We start from the raw sequence: 21,761 nt of genomic DNA on the forward strand, positions 1-21,761 counted from the left end.
TGCCCGTTCACTTTATGTTCCACACTCCCCTGCCCCGAACGGGCCGCAACACCCGCAGACTTGTATGTGGCGCGGTGGAATCCACTAGATCGTGAGGAAATTCTTGCGATTCCGTCTCTCGCCCGGCATATATTACGCTAATAACAAATCTTATCGGGCCAAACCGTAACTAACGGCCATGCCCATCGGGTGAGGGACGATGACAGGCACGCGGATCGACCTTCTCGTCGGCGAGCACGCGCGCAAGCTCTCCGAGCGGCTGCAGGCGCACCGCGCGCAGCTCTTTCCGCCCGATTCCCGCAAGCAGATGCGCAAGTTCACCTCCGGCGAGGCGGCGCGCCTCGTGGGGGTCAAGGATGCCTACCTGCGCAAGCTGCACCTCGAGGGCAAGGGCCCCTCGCCCGAGGTGCGCCGCGGCGGGCGGCGCTACTATTCCACCGCCGATATCCAGAGCCTGCGCGAGACGCTGGAGGCGGGTGCCAAGAGCCCGGGCACCTACCTGCCCGGCCGCCGCGCGGGCGATCACCTGCAGGTCATCACGGTGATCAATTTCAAGGGCGGCTCGGGCAAGACCACCACCGCCGCGCATCTGGCGCAGAAGATGGCGCTCGACGGCTACCGGGTGCTGGGCATCGACCTCGACCCGCAGGCCAGCTTTTCGGCGCTGCATGGCTTCCAGCCGGAATTCGACCTGCTCGACGGCGGCACGCTCTACGACGCGATCCGCTACGACAGCCCGGTGCCGCTGGCGCGGGTGATCCGGCGCAGCTATTTCACCAATCTCGACATCGTGCCCGGCAATCTCGACATCATGGAGTTCGAGCACGACACGCCGCGTGCCATCGCCAAGCATGACGGCGCGCTGTTCTTTACCCGGGTGGGCATGGCGCTCGCCGAGGTGGAACAGGCCTATGACGTGGTGGTGATCGACTGCCCGCCGCAACTGGGCTTTCTGACCATGTCGGCGCTGTCGGCGGCGACCGCGGTGCTGGTCACGGTGCATCCGCAGATGCTCGACGTGATGAGCATGTGCCAGTTCCTGCTGATGACCTCCAACCTCCTGGGCGTGGTCTCGGAGGCGGGCGGCAGCATGTCCTACGACTGGATGCGCTACGTCATCACCCGCTACGAGCCCGGCGACGGCCCGCAGAACCAGATGGTCAGCTTCATGCGCTCGATCTTCGGGGCGCATGTGCTCAACCACCCGGTGCTCAAGTCCACCGCCATCTCGGATGCGGGCATCACCAAGCAGACCCTCTACGAGATCGACAAGAGCCAGTTCACCCGCGCCACCTACGAGCGCGCGATCGAGAGCATCAACGCCGTGAACGGCGAGATCGAGGCCCTCATCCAGGCAGCCTGGGGGCGCGGGTAGAGATGGCGCGCAAGGATCTCCTCAAGGGCCTGATGGAGCCGCCCCCCGAGCAGAGCGACACCGGTGCCGCGCGTGTCGATACCGGGCGTCCGCGCTATTCCGGCGGTGCCATCGGCGCGGTCAGCCAGTCCATCGCCGGGCTGAAATCGCGCTCGGTGCTGGAGATCGACCCCCACGAGGTCGCGGCCGGCGGGCTTCAGGACCGGCTCGACCATGACGAGGCCGGCCACCGCGCGCTGATGGAGTCGATCCGCGAACACGGCCAGCAGGTGCCGGTGCTGCTGCGCCCCCACCCCGACACGCCGGGCCGCTACCAGGTGGTCTATGGCCGCCGCCGGGTGCTGGCGCTGCGCGATCTCGGCCTGCCGGTCAAGGCGCTGGTGCGCGATCTCGACGACCGCGAGCTGATCCTCGCCCAGGGCCAGGAAAACGCCGCCCGCCGCGACCTGAGCTTCATCGAGAAGGCCAATTTCGCCCGGCAGATGCGCGATCACGGCTATGACCGCGCGACCATCTGCGCGGCGTTGCATGTCGACAAGACGGTGATCAGCCGGATGCTGTCGGTGGTGGACCGCCTGCCGGTGGACCTGATCGAGGTGATCGGTGCCGCGCCCTCGGTGGGGCGCGACCGCTGGCTGGCGGTGGCCGAGTGGATCGAGGCCGACGTGTTCTCCGCCGAGGAGGCGATCGCGGTGGTCAATCTCACCGCCGGCAGCGACGGCTCGGATACCCGCTTCGAGGCGCTCCACCGCGCGCTCACCCATGTCACCGGCGGCGGCCGGACGCGCAAGACGCAGACCGCCCCCCGCGAGCCGCCCCGCGCCCTTGAGGGCGGCGACGGCACCGCCCTCGGCAAGGCGGCCCGCCGCCGCGGGGCCACGGTGCTGCACCTGTCGGACAAGGCCGCGCCCGGATTCGCCGACTGGCTGATCCGCACGCTGCCCGAAATTCACCAGCGCTGGAAGGACGGCGATGGTGACTAGCCCCGTCCGCGCCCTGCGCGCGGCCGGTTAACCCACCCTGAAGACCAAAGGAGGCACGACCAGGACAGAACGAAAAAAAGCCCCCCGAGAACGCATCCCGAGAGGCCCGTGGTAAAGTCTGAATCTTACACACCTCAGACCATGGGCCAAATGTTGACGGCTGTCAACAGGCGCCGCTTTCGGCGGGTGAAAAAGTTTTGTCTCGTGAGAATGACCATGGAAATCCTGACCACGACTCCCTTCGGGTCGCGGCCGGTGACGTCCGGGATATTGCGAAACGCCGCGGCCGCCCGGGCCCCGGCCCCCCTGCCCCATGCCGGGAAATGGGGCCTGTTTCGCGATCTCTGTACCGGACGCGCGGCCTTCGGCCTCAGCGATCGCGACCTGACGGTTCTTGCGGCGCTCCTGTCCTTTCACCCCGGCGACATGCTCGAGGATGGCGCGGCGCTGATCGTGTTCCCGTCCAATGCCGCGCTGTCGGAGCGCGCGCACGGCATGGCCGAGAGCACGCTGCGCCGTCACCTCGCGGCGCTGGTGCGGGCGGGTGTGATCTGCCGCCACGACAGCCCCAACGGCAAGCGCTACGCGCAGCGCGGCGCGGGGGGGGCGGTGGCCCGGGCCTTCGGCTTTGACCTGCGCCCCATTCTGGTGCGCGCGCCGGAAATCGCCCGTGCCGCGCAGGCCGCGCGCGAGGCCGCCGCGCGGCTGCGGCGGCTGCGCGAGGAGGTGACGCTGCTCAAGCGCGACGCGATCAAGCTCTCCGCCTATGGCAGCGCGCAGCATCCCGGTGATGGCTGGGCTTCGCTGGAGGCGCGGCTGCTCGACATCCACCGCCGCTCGCGCCGCAAGGCCGACGCCGCCGCCCTCGCCGCCCTGCGCGACGAAACCGCGGCGCTTCTGCGCGAGATACGCACCCGCCTCGAGACCATGGAAGAGACCGGCGTGATCGTGGAAACAGAAAATTTGGACGGCAGTGACGGCGATTCCGGGCGGCACTATCAGAATTCAAAACCAGACTCTCATTGTCTTGAACCATGCCGGGAAACCGGCAGGGCGGCACCGGATGTCCCGCCTGTCAGGGGGGCCCGGACGGATGCCGAACCGGTCTTGCCACTGGCGCTGGTTCTGAAGGCGTGTCCCGACATTGCCGAGTATTTCCCGGACGACCTGCGCCACTGGCGCGATCTCTGCCGCGCCGCGGACACGGTGCGCGGGATGCTGGGCGTTTCGCCCGATGCCTGGCGTCAGGCGATCGCGGTGATGGGGCATCCGACCGCGGCGATCGTGCTGCTGTGCATCCTGCAACGGGTGACGCATATCCGAAGCCCGGGGGGCTACCTGCGCAGCCTGACAGCGCGGGCCGAAGCCGGAGAATTCTCGCCGGGCCCGATGGTAATGGCGTTGCTTGCGCCGCGGCGCGCCGTTGACAGCTGTCAACCGGCGCCGGGATAGCGGGTCTTGCAGGGAGTTGACAACTGTCAACGGCGGGGCAGGGGGGCCGGTCAGGTGTCGCCGGTGATGGGGCCCGTCCCCGGAAGGTCGTCGATATCGGGCAGGTCGCCGAGGTTTGCGAGGCCGAATGTCGCGAGGAAATGCGGGGTCGTGACATAGCTGAGGGGGGCGCCGCGGCGGGGCGCGCGCGGTCCCGGAGCGATGAGGCCGCGCGCGTGCAGCCGGCCGATCACGTCGCGGCCGATCTCGCGGCCGAAGACCTGGCGCAGCCCCTTGCGGGTGATCGGCTGGTGCCACGCGATGGCGGCGAGCACGGCGGCCTCGGCCTGACGCAGGCTGGCCGTGTCGTCCGCGGGCGCGATGGCCGCCCGGACGGCGCTGGCATAGGCGGGGCGGGAGCGAAGGAGCCAGCCATCGGCCACGGCGGCGACCTCGACGGCGCGGTCCTCGAGATCGGCGGCGAGATCGGCGATCAGGTGCTCGATCCTGGCGTCGCGCCCCACCACGAGCGCGAGAATGTCGCGCGGCACCGGCGCGGCGGCGGCGAAGAGCACCGCTTCGATGCGCCGCAACCAGCGCTGCCAGCGCTGCGCGGCGGGCAGGTGGGCGAGCTCGCGGTCGAAGCCGGGGTCTGGGCGGGCACCGGTCACGGTCAGAGCCCATAGAGCCGGAAGCTGTCGCGCCCGGTCAGTTCGCGCACCGCGCCGAGGTGCCGGAGCCGGTCGCAGATGCGGCGGGCGGCGCGCCCGGACATATGCGCGGACAGCCCGGCGGGGGCGACCGCGTCGCGGGCGAGAAACATCGCCACGGCGCGGTCGGCCCCGCGGCTGCGCAACGTCGGTGCAACGTCGGTAATCCGCGCGGCCCGGCGTTCGAGCTCGCCGGCGAGACGGGTGGCACGGATGGCGGCGGCGGCCACGGCGCGGTGGCAGGCGGCGCGCAGATCGTCGCCGCGGGCGCGCAGATCGCGGCGCGTGAGGCCGGTCCCGAGGAGCGGCAGCAGATGCGCCTGGCCGCGCGCCCGCGCCAGCGCGGCATCGGCGAGGATCAGGGCAGGGGGGCTGTCGGCCCCGCGGGCGAGCGCGGCCTCGAGCACCCGGGCGGCGCAGGTGACGGGCGGGCCGCCCCCGCCGGTGGGCAGGGCGTCGAGGCCGTCGGCGGCGGGCGCCGCAAGCGCGCGCACCAGCGCCCCGGCGCGGAGCGGATGAGCGACCGTACGCCGCCAGGCGAGACAGACCTCGCCCGCAGGTCCCGGCAGATCGCCGGGGCGCAGCAGGTGGATCGTATCGCGCAGCTCGGGGAGGCGCTCGGGGCGGCCCGCGCGGATCATGCCGGCCTCGGCCGCGTGGAGGGCGAGACGGTCGCGCAGCAGCGGCAGGGGAAGCGCCCCGCGCGCGGTCGCAAGATCCAGCCGGGCCAGCGCCGCGCCGGAGAAAAATGCCATGTCTTCAATGCCTTCGGCCTTTTTCCCGAGCATCCATTCCGGTACCGGCGGGAGGCGGTCAGGATCGAGATCAAGCTGGGCGGGGGCATCGGGCATGCCCGATGCTACCGCGTCGCGGCGCTTTTGACCAGAATATAGCGCCATAAGCGCCGCACATTGCCGACGCCAGTCATGTCCGGTACATTTGCCTTATCGGACATAACAGGACAGGCGGCCAAACGGGCCCCGTCTCAGGCGAAAACAGGTCGAAAGATGCCGTCAGCAGCCACCAGTCGCCGGTCAGACCCCGTCGATCAGGATGTCGAGGGCGCGCTTGAGCGCGTCGCGATGCGGGGCCAGCGATCCGACCGGCTCGCGCAACTCGCGGCCCGGCACCGCGGCCAGTTCCTGGACGCGCACGATCCATGTGACCCCGGCGATGACAACCGGCGGGGTGAGCCCCGGAAACGCCGCGTAGCGCCCCGCCTCGCGCAGCGGGGCGACGACGCGCGAGGCGTCGATGCCGATCAGGTCGGTCTGCAAATCCACGACAAGCTGCCCGTCATCCAGCCGGTAGAGGTCGAACTGCGCCACCGCGCCCGCGCCTCAGAACGCGCGGAACCGGGCCAGCGGCACCCCGTCCCGCGCGACCTCGTCGGTATAGGCGTCCAGCGCGGCCCGGTTCTGCGCGCGCCACTGGCGGTTGCGTTCGGTCCGGGCGGCGTCGGCGATCGCGGATTCGGCAAGGCGCGACATGTTGAGGCCGAGCGTGCGCGCCGCCTCGGCCACCTCTGCGTCGAGCGTCAGGTTGACCTTGACACGTCCCATCGAACCCTCCTGAATCATACGCATGACACGAGAGTATAAATCACCCTCCCCGGCGGCGCAAGACGAGGCCGGCACGATCGGCCTGCCTTCGGGGATGGCCGGTTCGGGCGGGCTGGACCGTCTGGTGGAGACCGCGCGGGGCTATGCGCGGGACGCGGCGGCGGAGACCACGCGCAGGGCCTATGCCGCCGACTGGGCGCATTTCGCGCGCTGGTGCCGACGGCGCGGGGCCGCGCCGCTGCCGCCCGCGCCGGAGCTGGTGGGGCTCTATATCGCCGACCTGGCCGCGCCGGGGGAGGGGGGCACGCCCCGGTCGGTCAGCACCATCGAGCGCCGCCTCTCGGGGCTGGCCTGGACCTGTGCGCAGCGTGGCCACACGCTCGACCGCCGCGACCGTCACATCGCCACGGTCCTGGCCGGGATCCGGCGGCGGCACGGGCGTCCGCCGCAGCGCAAGGAGGCGATCCTCGCCGACGATATCCTCGCCATGACGGACACGCTGGGCCACGACCTGCGGGGCCTGCGCGACCGGGCGATCCTGTTGCTGGGCTATGCCGGGGGGCTGCGGCGGTCGGAGATCGTGGGCCTTGACGTTCACAGGGACGACACTCCCGGCAGCGGTGGCTGGATCGCGATCATGGCGGAGGGCGCGCTGCTTGTCCTGCGCGGCAAGACCGGGTGGCGCGAGGTCGAGATCGGGCGCGGATCGTCGCAGCGGAGCTGCCCGGTCCACGCCCTGGAACGGTGGCTGCACTTCGGGCGCATCGACTTCGGGCCGGTCTTTGTGGGCACGTCGCGGGATGGCAAACGCGCGTTGGACGCGCGGCTCAGCGACAAGCATGTCGCACGGCTGGTCAAGCGTTGCGTGCACGCGGCGGGGCTGCGCCCCGACCTGCCCGAGGCGGAGCGCGTGCGGCTCTATTCCGGCCATTCCCTGCGCGCCGGGCTCGCCAGTTCGGCGGAAGTCGACGAGCGCCACGTGCAGAAACATCTCGGCCATGCCAGCGCCGCGATGACCCGCCGTTACCAGCGCCGGCGCGACCGGTTCCGGGTCAACCTGACCAAGGCCGCGGGGTTGTGAGGCGGGCCCGGGGCCGCGCCCGTGCGGCGTGGCGGGGGCGCGGCATCCGGGCCGGTCACGGGGGGGCGGGCAGCGCCGCGAGGGTGGCGCGCACCCCGCCCTCGGTGCTGGCGATGTCGGATTCCAGGAACTGCCAGAACTGACCTGTCTGCGCCGCGGGCAGGATGGCGTTGTCGGGGATGAGCGCGGCGGTGCCGAGCGCCTGCGCGCCGCTGAGCGCCATGACCAGGAACGGTGCCCCGTCGCCATCCGGCGCGCCGCGCAGGCGGCGGCGGGGCAGGGTGAAGGCCCCGGTCCCGGCATCGAGCGTCGCGGAGAGGTTCTGCAACCGTCCCGCCGGGTCGATCAGCAGGAGCGCGACCTGTTGCCCGGCGGCCCCGTCGAGCTGCCCGGCGGGGCTGTCCCCGGCCTCGGTCGGCGGGGTCAGCCGCAGCACCAGCGGCGGCCGGGGTGCGAAGGGCAGGTCGAGCCGCGACAGGAAGTCGAGCGCGGCGCATTGCGGCTCGGACACGCGGGCGAGGTCGATCGCGGGGGGGCGGCCGTGGGCCTCGGCGAAGGCACCGCGCAGGCCGGTGAAGGCGTCGGCGCGCGCCGCAAAACCCTCGAGCGCCAGCCCGCCGCTGTCGTCGGGGGACGGGGCGGGCTGCACGCGGCGGCAGGGGGGGCCGCCGCGCGCGGCCCGGTCCGACATCCAGGCGATCTCGGCGGCGCGGTCGCCGCGGGCGGGCAGGGGCAGAAAGCCGCCATACCATGCGCCGCCCAGCCCGAGCCCGGCCACCACGAGCAGCGCTGCCACGAGCCGCCCGGCACCGCCGCGGCGCGGCGGTGCCGCGGGCTCTGTGGCGGGCGGTGGCGAGGTCGCGGGCGGGGCCCCGAACGGGCTGCCGCCGGTGTCCTCCGCGGCGGGCGGGGGCTGCGAGACGGGTGGCTGCGATCCCGGTGGCGCGGAGCCGGGCGGCTGTGATCCCGGCGGCGCGGAGACCGGCGGTACCGACGGCCCCGGCTGTGTCTGCGGCGGCTGGCTGGCGGGCGAGAGCGCCTGCAGCAGCGCCGCCATGTCGGCGGGCCGGTCGGCGGGATCGGGCTGCAGCATCCACGCGAGCAGGGCCCGCAGCCCGTCGGGCACGTCCGACAGATCCGGCACCGACATGCGCGCGCGCACCGCGTCGGCGGGGTTGTCGCCCATGTCGAGCGGCTGGCCGCGCGCGGCGGCGGCGGCCAGCAGCCCGAGGCTGTAGATATCCGCCTGGCCGGTGACATGCCCCTCGTAGAGGCCGAGCTGCTCTGGGGCGACATAGCCCGGCTTGCCCGCGAACTGCCCGCCGATCAGGGTGCCGCCGCCGGCCTTGGTCTCCTTGGCGATGCCGAAATCGATGATCTTGGCGTTTTCGACCCGGTCGTCGGGCAGGATCACGTTGTCCGGTGACAGGTCGCGGTGCACGACGCCCGCGCGATGCGCCACCGCGAGCCCGTCGGCGAGCCGCCGCAGCAGCCGCAGCACGTCCTCCTCGGGCAGCGCCCCGTGGTCCATGTGATCGCCGAGCGAGACGCCCTTGACGAATTCCATGACCAGGCAGGGCCGGGAGATGCCCGGGTCGATGGTGAACACCTCGTAGCGCACGATCGCGTCATGGGCGATGCGCCGCAGCACGGTGGATTCCTTCTGGAACAGCGACAGGATCTTCTCGTCATGGGCGAGGGCGGGCAGCACGATCTTGATCGCCACCACCTCGTCGTTGTGGATGTTGATCCCGCGATAGACCTCGCCCATGCCACCGGTATTGATATGCTCGGTGATCTCGTAGGTGCCGATCAGCACCGTCCCCGCCGGCAACTGGATCGGGCTGCGGGTGATGTGCGAGGCGCGCTCGACCGCGCCGGAGGTGGAGAGCTGCGTGCGGTCGGGCGGCACGGTTCCCTCGGGGGGGCGGGAGGTCATGGAATGCGGTCTTCCTCTGTGTACCCGGCGATCTCGTCGCTGCTGACCACCGTCTTGAGCGCGCAGCGCACGATGACGGCGGTGACGTTGTCGCTCGCGCCGCGCGCGAGCGTCTCGGCGAGCAGCGCCTCGCAGGCGGCCTGCGAGGGTTTCCCGCGCATCATGGACAGGATGTCGTCATCCTGCAAATGCCCGGTGAGCCCGTCCGAGCACAGAAGGAACGTGTCGCGGTCGCGCAGGGTGCCGGTGACGTGGTCGATTTCGGCCTCCTCGTAGACGCCGACGGCGCGGGTGATGACGTTCTTGCGCGGCCAGTTCTCGGCCTGTTCGGCGGTGATGGTGCCGCTGTCGAGCAGTTCCTGCGCCTCGGTGTGATCGCGGCTGACCTGGGTGAGCGCGCCGTCGCGCAGCAGGTAGACCCGGCTGTCGCCGCACCAGCTACAGGAGAAATTCGCCTCGTGGATCAGCAGCGCGGCCAGCGTGGCACCGATCGTGGCGTCGCCGTTGCGGGCCGAGAGCGTGCGGATATCGGCATTGGCCCGCGCCACCCGGTCGAGGAACCGCGCCCGCAGGTCGGGCGCGCTGGAGGACCGGTGCACGGTCTCGACCCGGTCGACGATGGTCTGCGCCGCGACATCGCCGCCGAAATGCCCGCCCATGCCGTCCGCCACCAGCCAGATGCCGAGTTGCGGCGCACAGAGATACCGGTCCTCGTTATGGTCGCGGACACAGCCGTCATGGGTCACGGCCCCGGTCTCGAAACGGAATTTCGGGTTGCTCATGGCGGATCAGGCTCCTGTCTGTGACATGGTCCGGGGGATGGCATCGGTCAGCATGAAGGCGAAGGTCTCGGGGTCGGGCAGGCCGGCGAGCGAGATGACGCTGGTCTCGCCCTGCGGGGCCTCGCACCACCAGTAGCTGCGCCCGGTGGCGGCGAGGTGGTGGTCGCTGGCGCGGATGCCGCTCCAGACGTCGTCGTGACCGTCGCCGGCCAGCCCCGCGCCCTGGCCCCAGAGCGAGCGCTGCGCCAGAAGCTGCGCCATCTGCGCGGCGTCCTCGGGCAGGCGCGGCGCGTGCAGGCGGGCGAGATCGGCCTCGACCGCCTCGAGCGCGGCACCGTCGCGGGCGCTGTGGAGCAGCCGGTCGCAGGCCGCAAACCAGCGCCGGTCGGGCGGATCGAGCACCGGCGGCGGCATCAGCCGCGCGTGGTCGTCGGCCAGCACCAGCACCAGCGGGAACAGCCGCCCCTGCCGGTCGGCGGAAGGCAGCATCACCCCGGTCACCGTGCCCGCCCGTTCGTGGGCGCGCAGGGAGCGCGTCCATTCCCCGCGCAGGATATCCGGGCCGATCCAGAACCGCCAGGGCGGCGCATGGCGCCAGGCGCGGGTCCAGTCGTCGCCGAGCAGGGCGCGGGTGTTCTGCACCAGCGGCAGCAGCCAGTCCTCGAACGGGCGCAGCAGGTCCTGCGCGATCGCGCGGGCGATGAAATCGCCGCGCGCGGGCAGCTTGCCGAACAACCCCGCGGCACAGGGCGGGCCGGGATCCGCCTCGGGGGCGGGGGCGGCGAAGATGTCGGGCGCGGGGGCGGGGGCCGGATCGGGGTCAGGGGCCGGATCGAGGTCGGGGGCCGGGTCCGTTTCTGCGGCCGGGTCTGTTTCGGCGGGGGCCGGGTCTGTTTCGGCGTCGGTGCCGGTGTCGGTGCCGGTGTCGGTATCGGGCACCGGCTCCGGCATCGGCCCGTCGGGCGCATCCTGCGGCTCCGGCGCGGTGTCCGCAGTCTCGGGGCCCGTTTCGGGGCCAGTCTCAGGACCTGTCTCGGGGCCCGTCTCCGGCGCGGTGTCTCCCGGCCCGGCATCCTCCGGCCCGACATCCTCCGGCGCGGTGTCCGGGTCGGCCCCGGTGTCGTCCTCGTCACCGATCTCCGGTTCGGGGGCGGTCTCTTGCTCCGGCGGGGGTCCGGGGCTGTCCTGTTGCGGCGCGTCCTCGCCGGGCGGGACCGTGTCGGGGTCGGGGTCGGGGGCCGTGTCGGGGTCGGGGGCCGTGTCGGAGGATGGGGTCGTGTCGGAGGGCGGGGTCGTGTCGCCGCCCGTCTCCGGTTTTTCCGGGGTTTCCGGCGTTCCGGTTGCGGCCTCCTCGCCCGGCGTGTCGCGTTTGTCCTGCACGGGGCTCCTCCGATCCGGTCACAGGCCGCGCGGGCAGCGGAAATCCCACAGCTCGCGCAGGAAGAACGGGTTGGTCGACGAGGCGGTGTTGACGTTGTAGGCGACGTAGCGCCCGCCGATATCGAGCCGGACGTTGACCGAGCTGCCCGAGGGGCGCGGCCGTCCGGCATTGATCAGCCGCATCAGCGCCCAGGGCCCCGGCCGCACCTCGAGATCCGACTCGCGGCCGCGCAGCTCCGGCGAGAGCTGCACCGAGGCCGAGCCGCTGCCGCCGCCCGAGGGCCAGAACAGGCTCTGCGCCAGCGAGCCCTGCTGCTGCGTGGTGATGACCTGGCCGTTGATTTCCAGCAGCGCGGTATCGGCGTCGGGGTGCAGCGCCGTCTGGCGCACGGTGATGTCGAATCCGGGCAGCGCGCTGCCGCCGGGGAAATAGGCGTCGCGGATCGCCGCGGCGCGCTGGAACTGCGCCAGCGTGGCCAGCGACATCTGGCTGCCGAGGCGGCTGTCCTGCTTCCAGCGCCATTCCTCGCCGCTGATATCGGCGTGCTGCACCAGCTCTTCCCTGAAGAACCGGTCGATCACCCCGCCGGGGGCGAACAGGCGGGCGAACTCGGCCATCGGCAGGTCGCGGTTGGCACGCCCGTCGAACGGGTAGCTGTCGGGCACCAGCGACTCGCAGACCTGCGACACCTCGACATTGAGCCGTTCGTTGAGCGCGGCCAGCGTGGTGTTGGCGGCGTCGCCGGCGAATTCCTCGCTTGCCTGCTGGACCATCCGCGCCAGTTGCGGCGGCAGCCGCGTGGCGTGGCGGGTGAGCAGCGCCGCCTGGGTGGCCAGCTCCTGCCCGAGATTGGCCGGCATCTGCCCGGCGCCGGCGGTGGAGGTGAGCATCAGGCGGTAGATCTTCTGCATATCCTGAAGCAGCACGTCGATCGGCCGACCCTCGGGCAGGTCGGCGGTCAGGTCGTGCCAGCGACCGAATTGCGCCTCGACATTGGCACCGGGAAGGGGGGGCGCGGCCCCGCCGCCGCCGCCGCCGCCCTGGCCGTCCTGGCCGCCGGCGCGGTTGTCGGAGCGGCGGCGCTGTTCGAGCACGTCGAAGCCGATCCGGCTCATCCCCGAGGCGCGCTCGCGGATGCGGCGCATCACCTGCTCGCCGACCATGCCGGCGATCTCGGCGCCCTCGCCCTCGGTGAGGTTGCCCAGCCCGGCCCCGAAGCCGCCCTCCTCGTTGAAGCCCGCGGTGAGGCGGGTCTCGCGGTTGACCGCCTCGACCAGCTTGAGGATCGGCGACTGGCGCGGATCGGCGACCGCGTTGAGCGCGAGGAACTGCGGCGCCCCCGCCGCCAGCGGGCGCAGCTTGAGATTGTCGAGCACCCCGTTCCACGCCTTGGTGAATTCGAGCGCGTAGCGGTTCATCATCGCCGGGCCGAGGCGTTCGATCTCTCCCGAGACATCGGCGGCCTCGGCGCGTTCGCCGAGCACCCATTGCTGGCTTTCGAGCTTGTTGGCCACGTCGGCGAGGCGCGGCAGGAAATACTGGTGAAAGCCGGCATAGGTGAAGACCGGCGAGATCTCGAGCTCGTCGAGCGCGCGGCCGTCCAGCGTCTCGAAGGCCAGCTCGGCATCGGGCCCGGCGCGCTGGCCCACCACGAAGGGCGCGATATCCTGCGGCCCGCCCGCGCCCATCACCAGCAGCCAGGCCTGATCCTCGAGATTCATCAGCGACAGGATCTGCTCGGCGCGGGCCACCAGCGCGCCGTTGAGCTCGACCCGGGCGCGGCTCTGCGTTGCCGACAGTTCGAGCATGGCCCACAGATGCGCCTCCATCTCGGCGCGCAGGTCGCGCATCGGCCCCGCCCCGCGATAGGCCGGGTCGCGGGCCCATTCATCGGCGAACCAGGCGGCGACGAAGGCATCGTCGGGGGCCGGGGCGGCATGGCCCAGAAGCTTGTAAACCTTGAGAGATTCGTAGAGAGACAGCAGGTTGTTGCTGGTGATGTCCTCGGCGATGCGGTTCTCGACATGCAAGATCAGCCGCGGCCGCAGGTGCCGCTCGAGCCCGTCGCGATAGGCCGCCCGCGCGCCCGCGCGCAGCGCGCTGCGCTGGCCCAGCCCGAACCCGTCGAGCAGCCCCGCCTGCGTTTCCTGCGCGCCGTACCCCAGCGGCAGCGTGGCCAGCGAGCGCAAGAGCGGCAGCACCGGCGCGAGATCGGGGTCGGAGATTTCCTCGCGTGCCAGCTCGGCCCGGGCCTCGGCGCGGTAGCGATCGGTCTCGGCCGCGGCATGGCGCACCAGCGTATGGTTGCGCCAGAAGCTGATCCCCCAGGCCGTCGCCAGACCCAGCCAGGCCAGCACCACCACCGAGATCACCCCGTAGCGCAGGATCCGCTCGCGGCGCACGGCGCGCGCGTCCTGCGACACCCAGCCCGCCTCGGCGAAGATGACGCGGCGCAGCAGGTCGTGCAGGAAATAGCTGCGGCCCTTGCCCGAGGTGCCGCCCGCCCCGGTGATCGCGCCGAAGCTGCGCTCCATCGCGCCCAGCACCTGGTCGATGGGGGTGCCCTCCTGGGTGCCGGAGGCGAAATAGAAGCCGCGCAGCGTGGCGTTGACGCGGTAGCGGCTGGAGCCGAACACGCCGGTGAGCAGGCCCAGAACCCGGTCCCTGAGCATCGCCACCTGCGCCGGAAAGCCGAAGATCGCGATCCGTGCCACGCCGTCGGGCTCCTCGTTCATGCGGTCGGTGACTTCCGACGAGAGCCGTGCCAGCAGAGCGTCGTATTCCCCCGCCGCCAGCGGCAGCGTCGGTTCGCGGCGGTTGGCCGGGCGGAAGGTGGCGCCCCAGACCTTTTGCCGCCGCGAGGCGCTGAACGAGCCGAAGAACTCGGTGAACCCGGCGATCAGGTCGGCCTTGGTAAAGAGCACGTAGACCGGCACGTCGATGCGGAACACCTCCTGCAGTTCCATCAGCCGGTCGCGGATCGCGGCGGCATGGGCCTCGAGCACGGTCTCGTCGCCCTCCAGCAGGTCCTCGAGGCTGACGGCGAGGATCACGCCGTTGACCGGCTGGCGCGGGCGCTGCCGCTTGAGCAGGTCGAGGAACGACATCCAGCTTTCGCGGTCGGCCTCGGCGTCGCTGTCATGGGTGGTATAGCGCCCGGCGGTGTCGATCAGCACCGCCTCTTCGGAGAACCACCAGTCGCAATAGCGGGTGCCGCCCGCCCCGGCCATCGCCCCGCCCGAGGCATCGGCCAGCGGAAAGCGGATGCCGGAATTGAGCAGCGCCGTGGTCTTGCCGGCACCGGGCGGGCCGATGATCACGTACCAGGGCAGGTCGTAGAGATAGTTGGACGCGCCCGACGACCGGCGCAGCACCGCCAGCGCCTCGTGCATCTTCTCGCCCAGCACCTCGCCGTCGCCGGTGGGGCCGTCGGGGACGATCGCCTCTTCCAGCGCGCGTTCGGCGCGGCGCGCGCGCCACCAGCGGATGAGATAGTAAAGCCCGACCACGCCCCAGACCACGGCGATCACGATCACCCGGGTCCAGACGCCGGCGAGGATATACACCCCGGCGATACCGATCAGCGGGCCGCCGAACCACACCGCCAGGGCGAAGGCCAGCAGCCCCAGCAGGATCAGCGTGATGCGCAGGACCCGCTTCACAGCGCCTCTCCCTCGTCGCGCCGGACCAGCACCTCGACACGGCGGTTCCGCGCCCGGCCCTCGGGCGTGTCATTGCCGGCCACCGGATCATCCGGGCCGCGGCCGATCACCTCGATCCGGTCGGCATCGCCGATCGCGGGCCGGATCACCCCGGCCACGGATTCGGCGCGCGCCACCGACAGTTCCTGGTTGTTGGCGTACCGCCCCCGGCCGCTCATCGGCACGTTGTCGGTATGGCCGACGATGCGGATATCGCCGTCCTCCTCGTCGAGCACCTCGGCGATGCGCCCGGCGATGGGGACGAAATCCTCGCGGATATCGGCGCTGCCGGTGTCGAACAGCACCAGGTTGTTGGCGGTCACGGCGATGAACTTGCCGCGCAGGTCCACCGTCAGGTTGCCCGCGTCGATATCCTCGGACAGCGCCGTGCGGATGCGTTCGAGCTGATCGGGCGCGTCGAACACCGGCGGCACGTAGGGCTCGGGCTCGGCGGGCAGGTCGGGCAGGGTGCTGGAGCGCGCCAGCGTCAGCGGCCCGTCGGGGTGCAGCGCGCGCATGGCGCCGGCCACCTGGCCGGAATCGTTGCCCAGGTAGACCCGCAGCCCGATATAGCCGCCGCACAGCAGCGCCAGCGCCAGGCTGACCACGATCCACAGCGGCACGCCGCGCCGCCGGTGCAGGGCGGCCATGTCGAAGCCCTGCCAATGCGGCGAGATGTCGTCATCGTCGCGCCCGCGCACCCGGCGCAGCGTCTCGTAGATCTGCCGCCGGATGCGCTGAAGATCGACATCGCCGCCCGGCGCGCCGCGATACTTGCCCTCGAATCCCTGTTGCAGGCAGATCAGCATCAGTTCGAGCAGGTCATAGCTGCGCGCCGGATCGGCGAGCGCCTTCTCGATTTCCTGGAAGATGCCGACGCCGGAGGTCCGACGGTTGAAGAACCGCGCCTCCATCGCGTATTGCACCCAGACCTCGCGATCGGTGCCGGGCAGGTTCTGCACCACGTCGTCGGCGGTGCCGCACAGCACGTATTTGGCCACCAGCGCCTGTTGCGGATCGGCGCCGCGCTCGGTGGCGCGGGCCTCGAACCCGTCGATCTCCTGGGTGACATGGGCCATGAGCGGCATCGCTTCCATGTCGACCACCTGGCTGCGCAGCCGCCCCAGCAGCATCAGCAGGCCGGCGGCGGCGGCGGTCAGGGGGTTGTCGCCGACCGCGTGGCCGGTCACCGTGCTCTGCAGCGCCTGTTCCAGCGGGATCTTGTGCTGTGGCGCGGCGGGGGTCTCCTCGGTCGGGCGCGCCATGTCGGGAAAGAACTGGTCCTGACCGGCGCTGCCCATCCAGGCGTGGCGCGGCGCGCCGCCGCCCGATGGCGGCGGCGAGGACGCCCCCCAGGCCCCGCCGGGCGGTGCGTTCGGGGCGTTCGGGGCGGGCTGACCGGGCGGTTCGCCGGGGGGCTGCGCCGACGATGGCCCGCCACCCGACGACGATGGCCCGCCACCCGACGACGATGGCCCGCCACCCGACGACGATGGCCCGCCACCCGCCCGGGGCAGAGGGCGCGCGCCGCTGTGGCCGCCACCCTGTCCCGCGCCCGGACCGCCACCCTGGCCACCAGCCTGGCCGGACGACCAGGCGTCGCCGCCCTGTCCCGTGCCCTGTCCCCCGCCCTGGCCGCCGGGCGCGGGCCGCGCGCGTCCGGCACCGGGCAGCGGCGCGATCACCGTTTTCTGGGGGGGCTTGCCGCCCTTGCCCCCGCCCTTGCCGGAGGGCGGCGGCGGGGTCATGTTCCTGCCTCCATGATCGCCCAGATCTCGAGCTCGAGTTCGGGCCAGTCACCGGCGAAATGCAGCCCGATCGCCGAGGCGGTGGAGAACTCGCGCCACATCTCGGAGCGCTTGTCGATGCTGAAATAGACATGGCTGGTCACCGCGCGGATCTGGTGCGGCGGCGTCGGCATGTGCACCAGTTCCAGCCCCGGCAGGTTGCTGTCGACGATCTGGCTCATGCGGGTGTTGGGCCCGACCTTGCACAGCACCGGGAACTGCTGCTGGATCTGCGTGAGCGGCTTGTCGGCGGCGACCTCGATGATGAAGGCCGCGTCGCGAAACAGGTTGCGGTTCTCCACCGTGGCGATGAAGGAATTGGGCACCGGCTGTTGCAGGTTGAGCCGGATCGCCCGGCTCATGTCGCGGCTGAGCAGGCGCTGGATATCGCGCAGCACCGGGGTAAAGGTCTCCTCGGGGTCGTCATGGTCATAGGCCGGGTATTCCGGGCAGAGCCGGGTGGCGTCGAAGGTCCACAGCTCTCCGGCCAGCCGCAGGAGCGCGGTATAGAGCTGCTCGGGGTGGACATAGCGCGAGGCGCGCATGTGCCGCAGCCCGCCGATCTCGCGGTTGAGCAGCAGGAGCATGGAGTAATCCGAGGATTGCAGCCCGCCGCCGGCGCCGGGATCGGCGGCATAGCGCGCCAGCGCCGCGAGCCGGGTCTCGACCCAGCCCACCACCCGGTCGATCCAGCCCGACACCACCGGGTGCGCATCCACCGTCAGCAGCGGCGGCGCAAACGCCGGGTCGAGCACGATGGTCTTGTCGCGCACCTCGACGATGCGCGCCAGCTTGAGGCAGCTATAGCCGGATTTCGGGGTCTTGCGCACCTCGAGTGCGAGGCGGGGATGGGCGATTTCCAGGTCATGTTCGAGGCGCATCGCGGCGGTGCTGTCGGCGACGCGCTCGCGGTCGAGCACGTAGCGGGTGGCGCGGCTGGCCTCGTCATCGGTGCCGACCTCGCGGCCGTTGGGGTCCGACATCGGCACGGTCAGCCAGACGAAATGCCCCTCGGCCCCGTCGGGCACCGCCACCGGGTGCGGCAGGCGCGAGGTGCCGGGCATGTCGAACGGCATCCCGTCGGGGAATATGCCGGTGGCGCGGCGCAGGCCGAACAGGTTCTGCTCGGAGAGATCGGAATCGATCTCGAGCTGCGAAAAGCCCCACGGGTAGGGGGCTCCGTAGCGGCAGCGCAGCTCGACCAGGTGCTCGACATACCGGTCGCCCTGCTGCAGATGGTGGGCCTGAAGAAAAAGGCCTTCCTTCCAGGCAATCTTGCTTTGCCATGACATGGGGATATGCTCTTCGAAATGTGCGCGCGCGTCCAGACGTCGTTATCTATGGAATGACCTTTCGAGTCATCGCACGGGCCGCGCCGCGTTTCCAGAAATTTCCGCCCGCCGGGCCGGCCGGCACCGCCCCGTGACCGAAAAGCAGGGGTGCGGGTGACACGCAATCGCACCCTCGCCCGCGCCGCCGGGCTGTGCCTGTCGGACGGGGCGAAGATCCGCGTGGGCGAAGAGGCGACCGGGCGAAGAGGCGACCGGGCGCTACGGGGCCGGCACCTGCCCGAAGCCGGTCTGCACCGTGCCCGCCGCGTTCGATGCCGCGGCTTGCGCGCAGCGGCGCGCCCGGCCGCCTGCGCGCGCCCAAGCAGCGGAAATCCCGCGCGCGACGGGCGCGCGGGGCCGCGTTTTCGACAGGTCCGGCGATCTCAGCGGAACAGGCCGACGCTCCACAGCCGGTCGAACCGCAATCCGGTCTCGGGCGGGGTGGTGGTGCGGGGCTGCGGCGCGGGGGCCGCGATGACCCGCGGGCCGGGCGCGGCGGCGACCACCGGGGCCGGGGTTGCGGGCGCGGTGGTGGCGGTGGCGGCCGGGCGGATGACCGGGCGCACCGAGCGGGCGGGTGCCGTCTGACGCGGCTCTGCGGCGGCGACCCTGCCGGACAGGTCCGGCTGCTGCGTGGCCGTCCCGGGACGCGGCGCGGCGCGGTCCTGCGTGCTCAGCACCACCGGGGCCGGGAGATCCTCGGCGACCACCGGCGTTGCGGCGAGGGCGCGGGTGGCCTCGGCGAAGGCGCTTGTGTCGGCCTGCCGCGCCGCGGGGGCGGCGGTCTCTGCCTGCGTCGCGAGGCCGGGGCCGAGCGCGAGCGACAGCGCCGACCACGCGATCGTCGCCGTCCCCGTCACCGCCAGCAGCGCCACCGAGGCCGCCAGCATTACCTGTCGGCCATTGCGGGGCGCGGCGGCCTGCGCGCGCGTCGGGTGATCCGTTCGTCTGGTCATGAAATCCATCCTGGTTCTGGTCTGCCCATGTCCCCCGAGACCCTGATTTCTACCACAATCGGGCCCTGAAACATACCCCCGCCCGCCGGTGGGCGGATATCTGCCGGGAGGGGGCGCCATGTGCCATGGTGGAGCCCTCACCGGGACCGTACCGGACGTCTCTATTGGCGGGGCGGCTCGATATGCACGGCCAATTCCATTGGCGCGCTCTCGATGAGGCGCTGTCTGGGCCTGACCCAGGCGTGACGCATGGAATAGAGTATTTCCCCGTTCGCATTGATCTGCCGGGCCGCGGCGTCCTCTTCGAACGGGGCGTAGCCGATCCTGAGCATGACCGCTGAGGCGCTGTCCGCCTCCGTCATGGCGTATCCTTGCGGATATGCCGGGTTGAGCCTCACGGGCCGCGCGACCGCCACCCGGCCCGTGAGGCTGGCTCCCGGGTCCAGAAGGCGGGCATAGGGCAGCTCCGGCTGTTCGATATCGATATCCTCAGGCAGCGGGGGGACGAGCTTTTCGATGCCGAGTATACCGGTGGCATCAAGGCGAGTGTAGGCAAGCTCGGGGTGCACGGTGCGCGTCCCGCTGCGCGCTGTCTCGTACAGGCGGTCGAACACCAGAAACTGCTGCGCACCCGCGTTAAGCACCTCGTATTGCGCGGCGATCAGCGCGTCCGTGATGGTCCAGTCCACCCGAAGCGTGACAGAATCCGAATCCGTGGCCCGCATGATCTGTTCCTTCATGCCTGCAGCCGGGGTCTTTCGCGCCGGGAGGCAGGGCAATGCCAAAAGGCAGACGGAACCCTGACAAAACTGGCGACGGGTCGGCCCGGCCATGTCAATAATATGTACGCTCTGGCTCGCCCATGTCGCGGCGAAGATTGTTTTCGGTATGAGCATTGTCTTCGTAGGGCGGCAACCCGACCGCCTGACGCTCGCGGTTTCTGGTGCCGTCTGTCTCGCCGGGGTGCTGTTGTCCCTGTGCTGCCTGCTCGGCATGCACGAGTTCGTGGCCAAGACCGACCTCGGGAGGGCGCGTCATCCACGGCTCGGAGCCATCGCCGATCTGCGTGCGCTCGGGGTTGTAGTGGACGGTCGAGCCGGTTCCCGCGCCCGGCGAGCCGTCGGCATTCGCGAAGCGCGCCGCGGGATCGTCATAGCCGCAGGCGTTGCCTCGGTCCGTTTCGACGATGGTGACGCTCTTGTCGCCGTCTTGCAGCGAGTCGATGATGCTTTGCCCGGTCGGCGTTTCGGCGAGACTCTGCAGGTCTTCCGCCGTGGCGTTGCGGAAGTCCTCGTCACCCTCGATGACGATATTGTCGCCGAATTCGGTGACGGTGCTGCCATCCGGGCGGGTGACTTCGCGTATCGCGTCCGGCCCCTCGCCGGCGGCACCGACGGCACCCGGCGTGGCCGACGACATCCCCACCGGCCCCCCGGCCCCCGCTTCGCCGATGATCACGTTGGGCGCGCCGGTGGTGATGACGCCGCCATGGGCGGTCATGTCGCCGATGCGCGCGGCGGGCAGGCCGCCCACCAGCACGGTCGGGCTGCCCTTGACGATCACGTCGGGCGGGCCGACGCAGGTGCATTTGTCGGTGACCCGCGCCTGCGGCATGAAGGCCGTGATCACCGTCGGCTCGCCGGTGATCACCGGGCCGCCGACATGCGGCACCGGCGGCGTGCCCGGCGTGACCATCGGGCAGGTGTGCATGTCGGTGATGCGGGCGGCGGGGGGCAAGGCGCGGGTCTCCGGTCTCCGTCGGGGCTGTCCGCGGGCAAGCCTAGCAGCCGCGCCGCGTCTTGTCATGCGCAACCGCGCCGGGCCGCTGCCGCCACGGACGGGCCGGAGAGGGCGGGCCGGAGAGGGCGGGCCGGAGAGGGCGGGCCGGAGAGGGCGGGCCGGAGAGGACAGGCCGGCCGGCATTTGCGGTGCCGCCGGTTTGCGGGCAGAGTGGCCCTGTACCGATAGCCCGGAGGGGACCGATGGGGTGGCGCGCCTTTCATCGCCGGATCGTCCCGGCCGCCGCCTGCGGCGGGCTGGCCGCGGCGGCGCTTGCCTGGGGCGGGCCCGCGCGCGCCGGGTTCTCGGTGTGCAACGACAGCTTCGACGTGCTCAACCTGGCCGTCGCCTACGATGCCGGGGCGGGCTTTGTCAGCGAGGGCTGGTGGACCATCGCCCCCAACCGCTGCGTCGCCGTGATCCGTGACCGCATCCTCAGCCGCTATGTCTATGTCTTCGCCACCGATGTGTTCAACCAGGCGCTGCTCGCGGGCGACGCGGCGTTTTGCGTCGCCGACGACCGGTTCCGCATTCCGGGGGCCGACGAGTGCTGGGCGCGCGGCCATGTCGCGGCGGAGTTTGCCGAGGTGGATATCGGCGAGGCCGGGCACTGGACGCTGGTCCTCGACGGCAGCGGCACGCCGCCCGGCGACTGACGCCGGCGAGCAGGGCATCGGCGGCGGCACTGGCGGGCAGGGCGGCATCGCCCGGTGAGCGGGATGGAAACGGCCCTCGGGACGTGCAGACAGGGCCCCGGCACCTGTGACCTGCGCGCAACAATAAGAGCCGGTGTCGCGGTGTGGTGCGGGAATATCCCGTCCCGCACCCCGGTGAGACCGTGGGAGTCTTTGCCCTGACGGGGAAACTTGGTCATACTGTGTCATGGCACCGGCCGGCCCGCCCGGCACGAACATATTGACACAAGAAGGACGCGTTTCATCCCGGCACCGGAGCGGCCCCGTT

Annotated in this window: 18 protein-coding genes; 5 read left to right on the forward strand and 13 right to left on the reverse strand. The window is 71.4% G+C overall.

Annotated elements, in window-relative coordinates:
* Window positions 1-199: 199 nt before the first annotated feature.
* From repA to repC, 3 genes are all read left to right on the forward strand, one after another.
* Entirely contained in the window at window positions 200-1,375 is a 1,176-nt protein-coding gene (gene repA, locus ACFFU4_RS16250; RefSeq protein WP_377070895.1) for a plasmid partitioning protein RepA, read from the forward strand.
* A gap of 2 nt (window positions 1,376-1,377) precedes the next feature.
* Window positions 1,378-2,358 (forward strand): plasmid partitioning protein RepB, encoded by a 981-nt coding sequence (gene repB / locus ACFFU4_RS16255; RefSeq protein WP_377070896.1) that lies wholly within the window; start codon window positions 1,378-1,380, stop codon window positions 2,356-2,358.
* Between the two features lie 210 nt (window positions 2,359-2,568).
* Entirely contained in the window at window positions 2,569-3,810 is a 1,242-nt protein-coding gene (gene repC, locus ACFFU4_RS16260; RefSeq protein WP_377070897.1) for a plasmid replication protein RepC, read from the forward strand.
* Window positions 3,811-3,860: 50 nt separating this feature from the next.
* Here repC and scpB read toward each other — a convergent pair whose 3' ends face one another.
* The 4 genes from scpB to ACFFU4_RS16280 form a co-directional block, all read right to left on the reverse strand.
* Entirely contained in the window at window positions 3,861-4,460 is a 600-nt protein-coding gene (scpB, locus tag ACFFU4_RS16265) for an SMC-Scp complex subunit ScpB (RefSeq protein WP_377070898.1), read from the reverse strand.
* 2 nt (window positions 4,461-4,462) lie between these two features.
* Window positions 4,463-5,350 (reverse strand): DUF1403 family protein, encoded by an 888-nt coding sequence (locus ACFFU4_RS16270; RefSeq protein WP_377070899.1) that lies wholly within the window; start codon window positions 5,348-5,350, stop codon window positions 4,463-4,465.
* 183 nt (window positions 5,351-5,533) lie between these two features.
* Window positions 5,534-5,827, reverse strand: coding sequence for a CcdB family protein (locus tag ACFFU4_RS16275; protein ID WP_377070900.1), 294 nt, complete (start codon window positions 5,825-5,827; stop codon window positions 5,534-5,536).
* Between the two features lie 12 nt (window positions 5,828-5,839).
* Window positions 5,840-6,061, reverse strand: a complete 222-nt coding sequence (locus tag ACFFU4_RS16280; protein WP_377070901.1) for a type II toxin-antitoxin system CcdA family antitoxin — start codon at window positions 6,059-6,061, stop codon at window positions 5,840-5,842.
* 22 nt (window positions 6,062-6,083) lie between these two features.
* On the opposite strand from ACFFU4_RS16280, the gene ACFFU4_RS16285 reads away from it, so the two are divergent.
* A complete protein-coding gene (locus tag ACFFU4_RS16285; protein ID WP_377070902.1) occupies window positions 6,084-7,142 on the forward strand; it encodes a tyrosine-type recombinase/integrase in 1,059 nt (352 codons plus the stop codon).
* A 55-nt stretch (window positions 7,143-7,197) separates the two neighbouring features.
* Here the strand turns inward: ACFFU4_RS16285 and ACFFU4_RS16290 are convergent, their stop codons facing one another.
* The 9 genes from ACFFU4_RS16290 to ACFFU4_RS16330 form a co-directional block, all read right to left on the reverse strand.
* Window positions 7,198-9,081 carry a serine/threonine-protein kinase gene (locus ACFFU4_RS16290; protein WP_377070903.1) on the reverse strand — a complete coding sequence of 628 codons (1,884 nt, stop codon included), beginning with the start codon at window positions 9,079-9,081 and terminating at the stop codon, window positions 7,198-7,200.
* Window positions 9,078-9,863 (reverse strand): PP2C family protein-serine/threonine phosphatase, encoded by a 786-nt coding sequence (locus ACFFU4_RS16295; RefSeq protein WP_377070904.1) that lies wholly within the window; start codon window positions 9,861-9,863, stop codon window positions 9,078-9,080. The genes ACFFU4_RS16290 and ACFFU4_RS16295 overlap by 4 nt, the downstream gene beginning before the upstream one ends.
* 6 nt (window positions 9,864-9,869) lie before the next feature.
* The gene (tagF, locus tag ACFFU4_RS16300) at window positions 9,870-11,243 is read right to left on the reverse strand and encodes a type VI secretion system-associated protein TagF (RefSeq protein ID WP_377070905.1); all 1,374 of its coding nucleotides are present in this window, start codon (window positions 11,241-11,243) and stop codon (window positions 9,870-9,872) included.
* Between the two features lie 18 nt (window positions 11,244-11,261).
* Entirely contained in the window at window positions 11,262-14,906 is a 3,645-nt protein-coding gene (gene tssM, locus ACFFU4_RS16305; protein ID WP_377070906.1) for a type VI secretion system membrane subunit TssM, read from the reverse strand.
* The gene (icmH, locus tag ACFFU4_RS16310; RefSeq protein ID WP_377070907.1) at window positions 14,903-16,693 is read right to left on the reverse strand and encodes a type IVB secretion system protein IcmH/DotU; all 1,791 of its coding nucleotides are present in this window, start codon (window positions 16,691-16,693) and stop codon (window positions 14,903-14,905) included. Before icmH ends, tssM begins: the two co-directional genes overlap by 4 nt.
* Window positions 16,690-18,024: a type VI secretion system baseplate subunit TssK gene (gene tssK, locus ACFFU4_RS16315; RefSeq protein ID WP_377070908.1), complete on the reverse strand. Its 1,335-nt coding sequence runs from the start codon at window positions 18,022-18,024 to the stop codon at window positions 16,690-16,692. Before tssK ends, icmH begins: the two co-directional genes overlap by 4 nt.
* 422 nt (window positions 18,025-18,446) lie before the next feature.
* Window positions 18,447-19,019: a hypothetical protein gene (locus tag ACFFU4_RS16320; RefSeq protein WP_377070910.1), complete on the reverse strand. Its 573-nt coding sequence runs from the start codon at window positions 19,017-19,019 to the stop codon at window positions 18,447-18,449.
* Window positions 19,020-19,180: 161 nt separating this feature from the next.
* Window positions 19,181-19,759 carry a hypothetical protein gene (locus tag ACFFU4_RS16325; protein ID WP_377070911.1) on the reverse strand — a complete coding sequence of 193 codons (579 nt, stop codon included), beginning with the start codon at window positions 19,757-19,759 and terminating at the stop codon, window positions 19,181-19,183.
* A gap of 94 nt (window positions 19,760-19,853) precedes the next feature.
* Window positions 19,854-20,756, reverse strand: a complete 903-nt coding sequence (locus tag ACFFU4_RS16330) for a PAAR domain-containing contractile injection system baseplate protein (protein WP_377070912.1) — start codon at window positions 20,754-20,756, stop codon at window positions 19,854-19,856.
* A 245-nt stretch (window positions 20,757-21,001) separates the two neighbouring features.
* Here ACFFU4_RS16330 and ACFFU4_RS16335 point away from each other — a divergent pair, with 245 nt between their 5' ends.
* Window positions 21,002-21,454: a DUF1036 domain-containing protein gene (locus ACFFU4_RS16335; RefSeq protein ID WP_377070913.1), complete on the forward strand. Its 453-nt coding sequence runs from the start codon at window positions 21,002-21,004 to the stop codon at window positions 21,452-21,454.
* Window positions 21,455-21,761: the final 307 nt, after the last annotated feature.

Source organism: Roseovarius ramblicola, from assembly GCF_042430665.1.
In the GTDB taxonomy this organism is placed as follows: Bacteria; Pseudomonadota; Alphaproteobacteria; order Rhodobacterales; family Rhodobacteraceae; genus Roseovarius; species Roseovarius ramblicola.

Excerpts from the sequence above, each read along its gene's own strand:
- ACFFU4_RS16290 (WP_377070903.1), bottom strand. The coding sequence starts at position 9,081 with ATGACCTCCCGCCCCCCCGAGGGAACCGTGCCGCCCGACCGCACGCAG.
- tssK (WP_377070908.1), bottom strand. The coding sequence starts at position 18,024 with ATGTCATGGCAAAGCAAGATTGCCTGGAAGGAAGGCCTTTTTCTTCAG.
- ACFFU4_RS16295 (WP_377070904.1), bottom strand. The coding sequence starts at position 9,863 with ATGAGCAACCCGAAATTCCGTTTCGAGACCGGGGCCGTGACCCATGAC.
- ACFFU4_RS16335 (WP_377070913.1), top strand. The coding sequence starts at position 21,002 with ATGGGGTGGCGCGCCTTTCATCGCCGGATCGTCCCGGCCGCCGCCTGC.
- ACFFU4_RS16280 (WP_377070901.1), bottom strand. The coding sequence starts at position 6,061 with ATGGGACGTGTCAAGGTCAACCTGACGCTCGACGCAGAGGTGGCCGAG.
- repC (WP_377070897.1), top strand. The coding sequence starts at position 2,569 with ATGACCATGGAAATCCTGACCACGACTCCCTTCGGGTCGCGGCCGGTG.
- ACFFU4_RS16320 (WP_377070910.1), bottom strand. The coding sequence starts at position 19,019 with ATGACCAGACGAACGGATCACCCGACGCGCGCGCAGGCCGCCGCGCCC.
- repB (WP_377070896.1), top strand. The coding sequence starts at position 1,378 with ATGGCGCGCAAGGATCTCCTCAAGGGCCTGATGGAGCCGCCCCCCGAG.
- ACFFU4_RS16285 (WP_377070902.1), top strand. The coding sequence starts at position 6,084 with ATGACACGAGAGTATAAATCACCCTCCCCGGCGGCGCAAGACGAGGCC.
- icmH (WP_377070907.1), bottom strand. The coding sequence starts at position 16,693 with ATGACCCCGCCGCCGCCCTCCGGCAAGGGCGGGGGCAAGGGCGGCAAG.
- repA (WP_377070895.1), top strand. The coding sequence starts at position 200 with ATGACAGGCACGCGGATCGACCTTCTCGTCGGCGAGCACGCGCGCAAG.
- ACFFU4_RS16325 (WP_377070911.1), bottom strand. The coding sequence starts at position 19,759 with ATGAAGGAACAGATCATGCGGGCCACGGATTCGGATTCTGTCACGCTT.
- ACFFU4_RS16270 (WP_377070899.1), bottom strand. The coding sequence starts at position 5,350 with ATGCCCGATGCCCCCGCCCAGCTTGATCTCGATCCTGACCGCCTCCCG.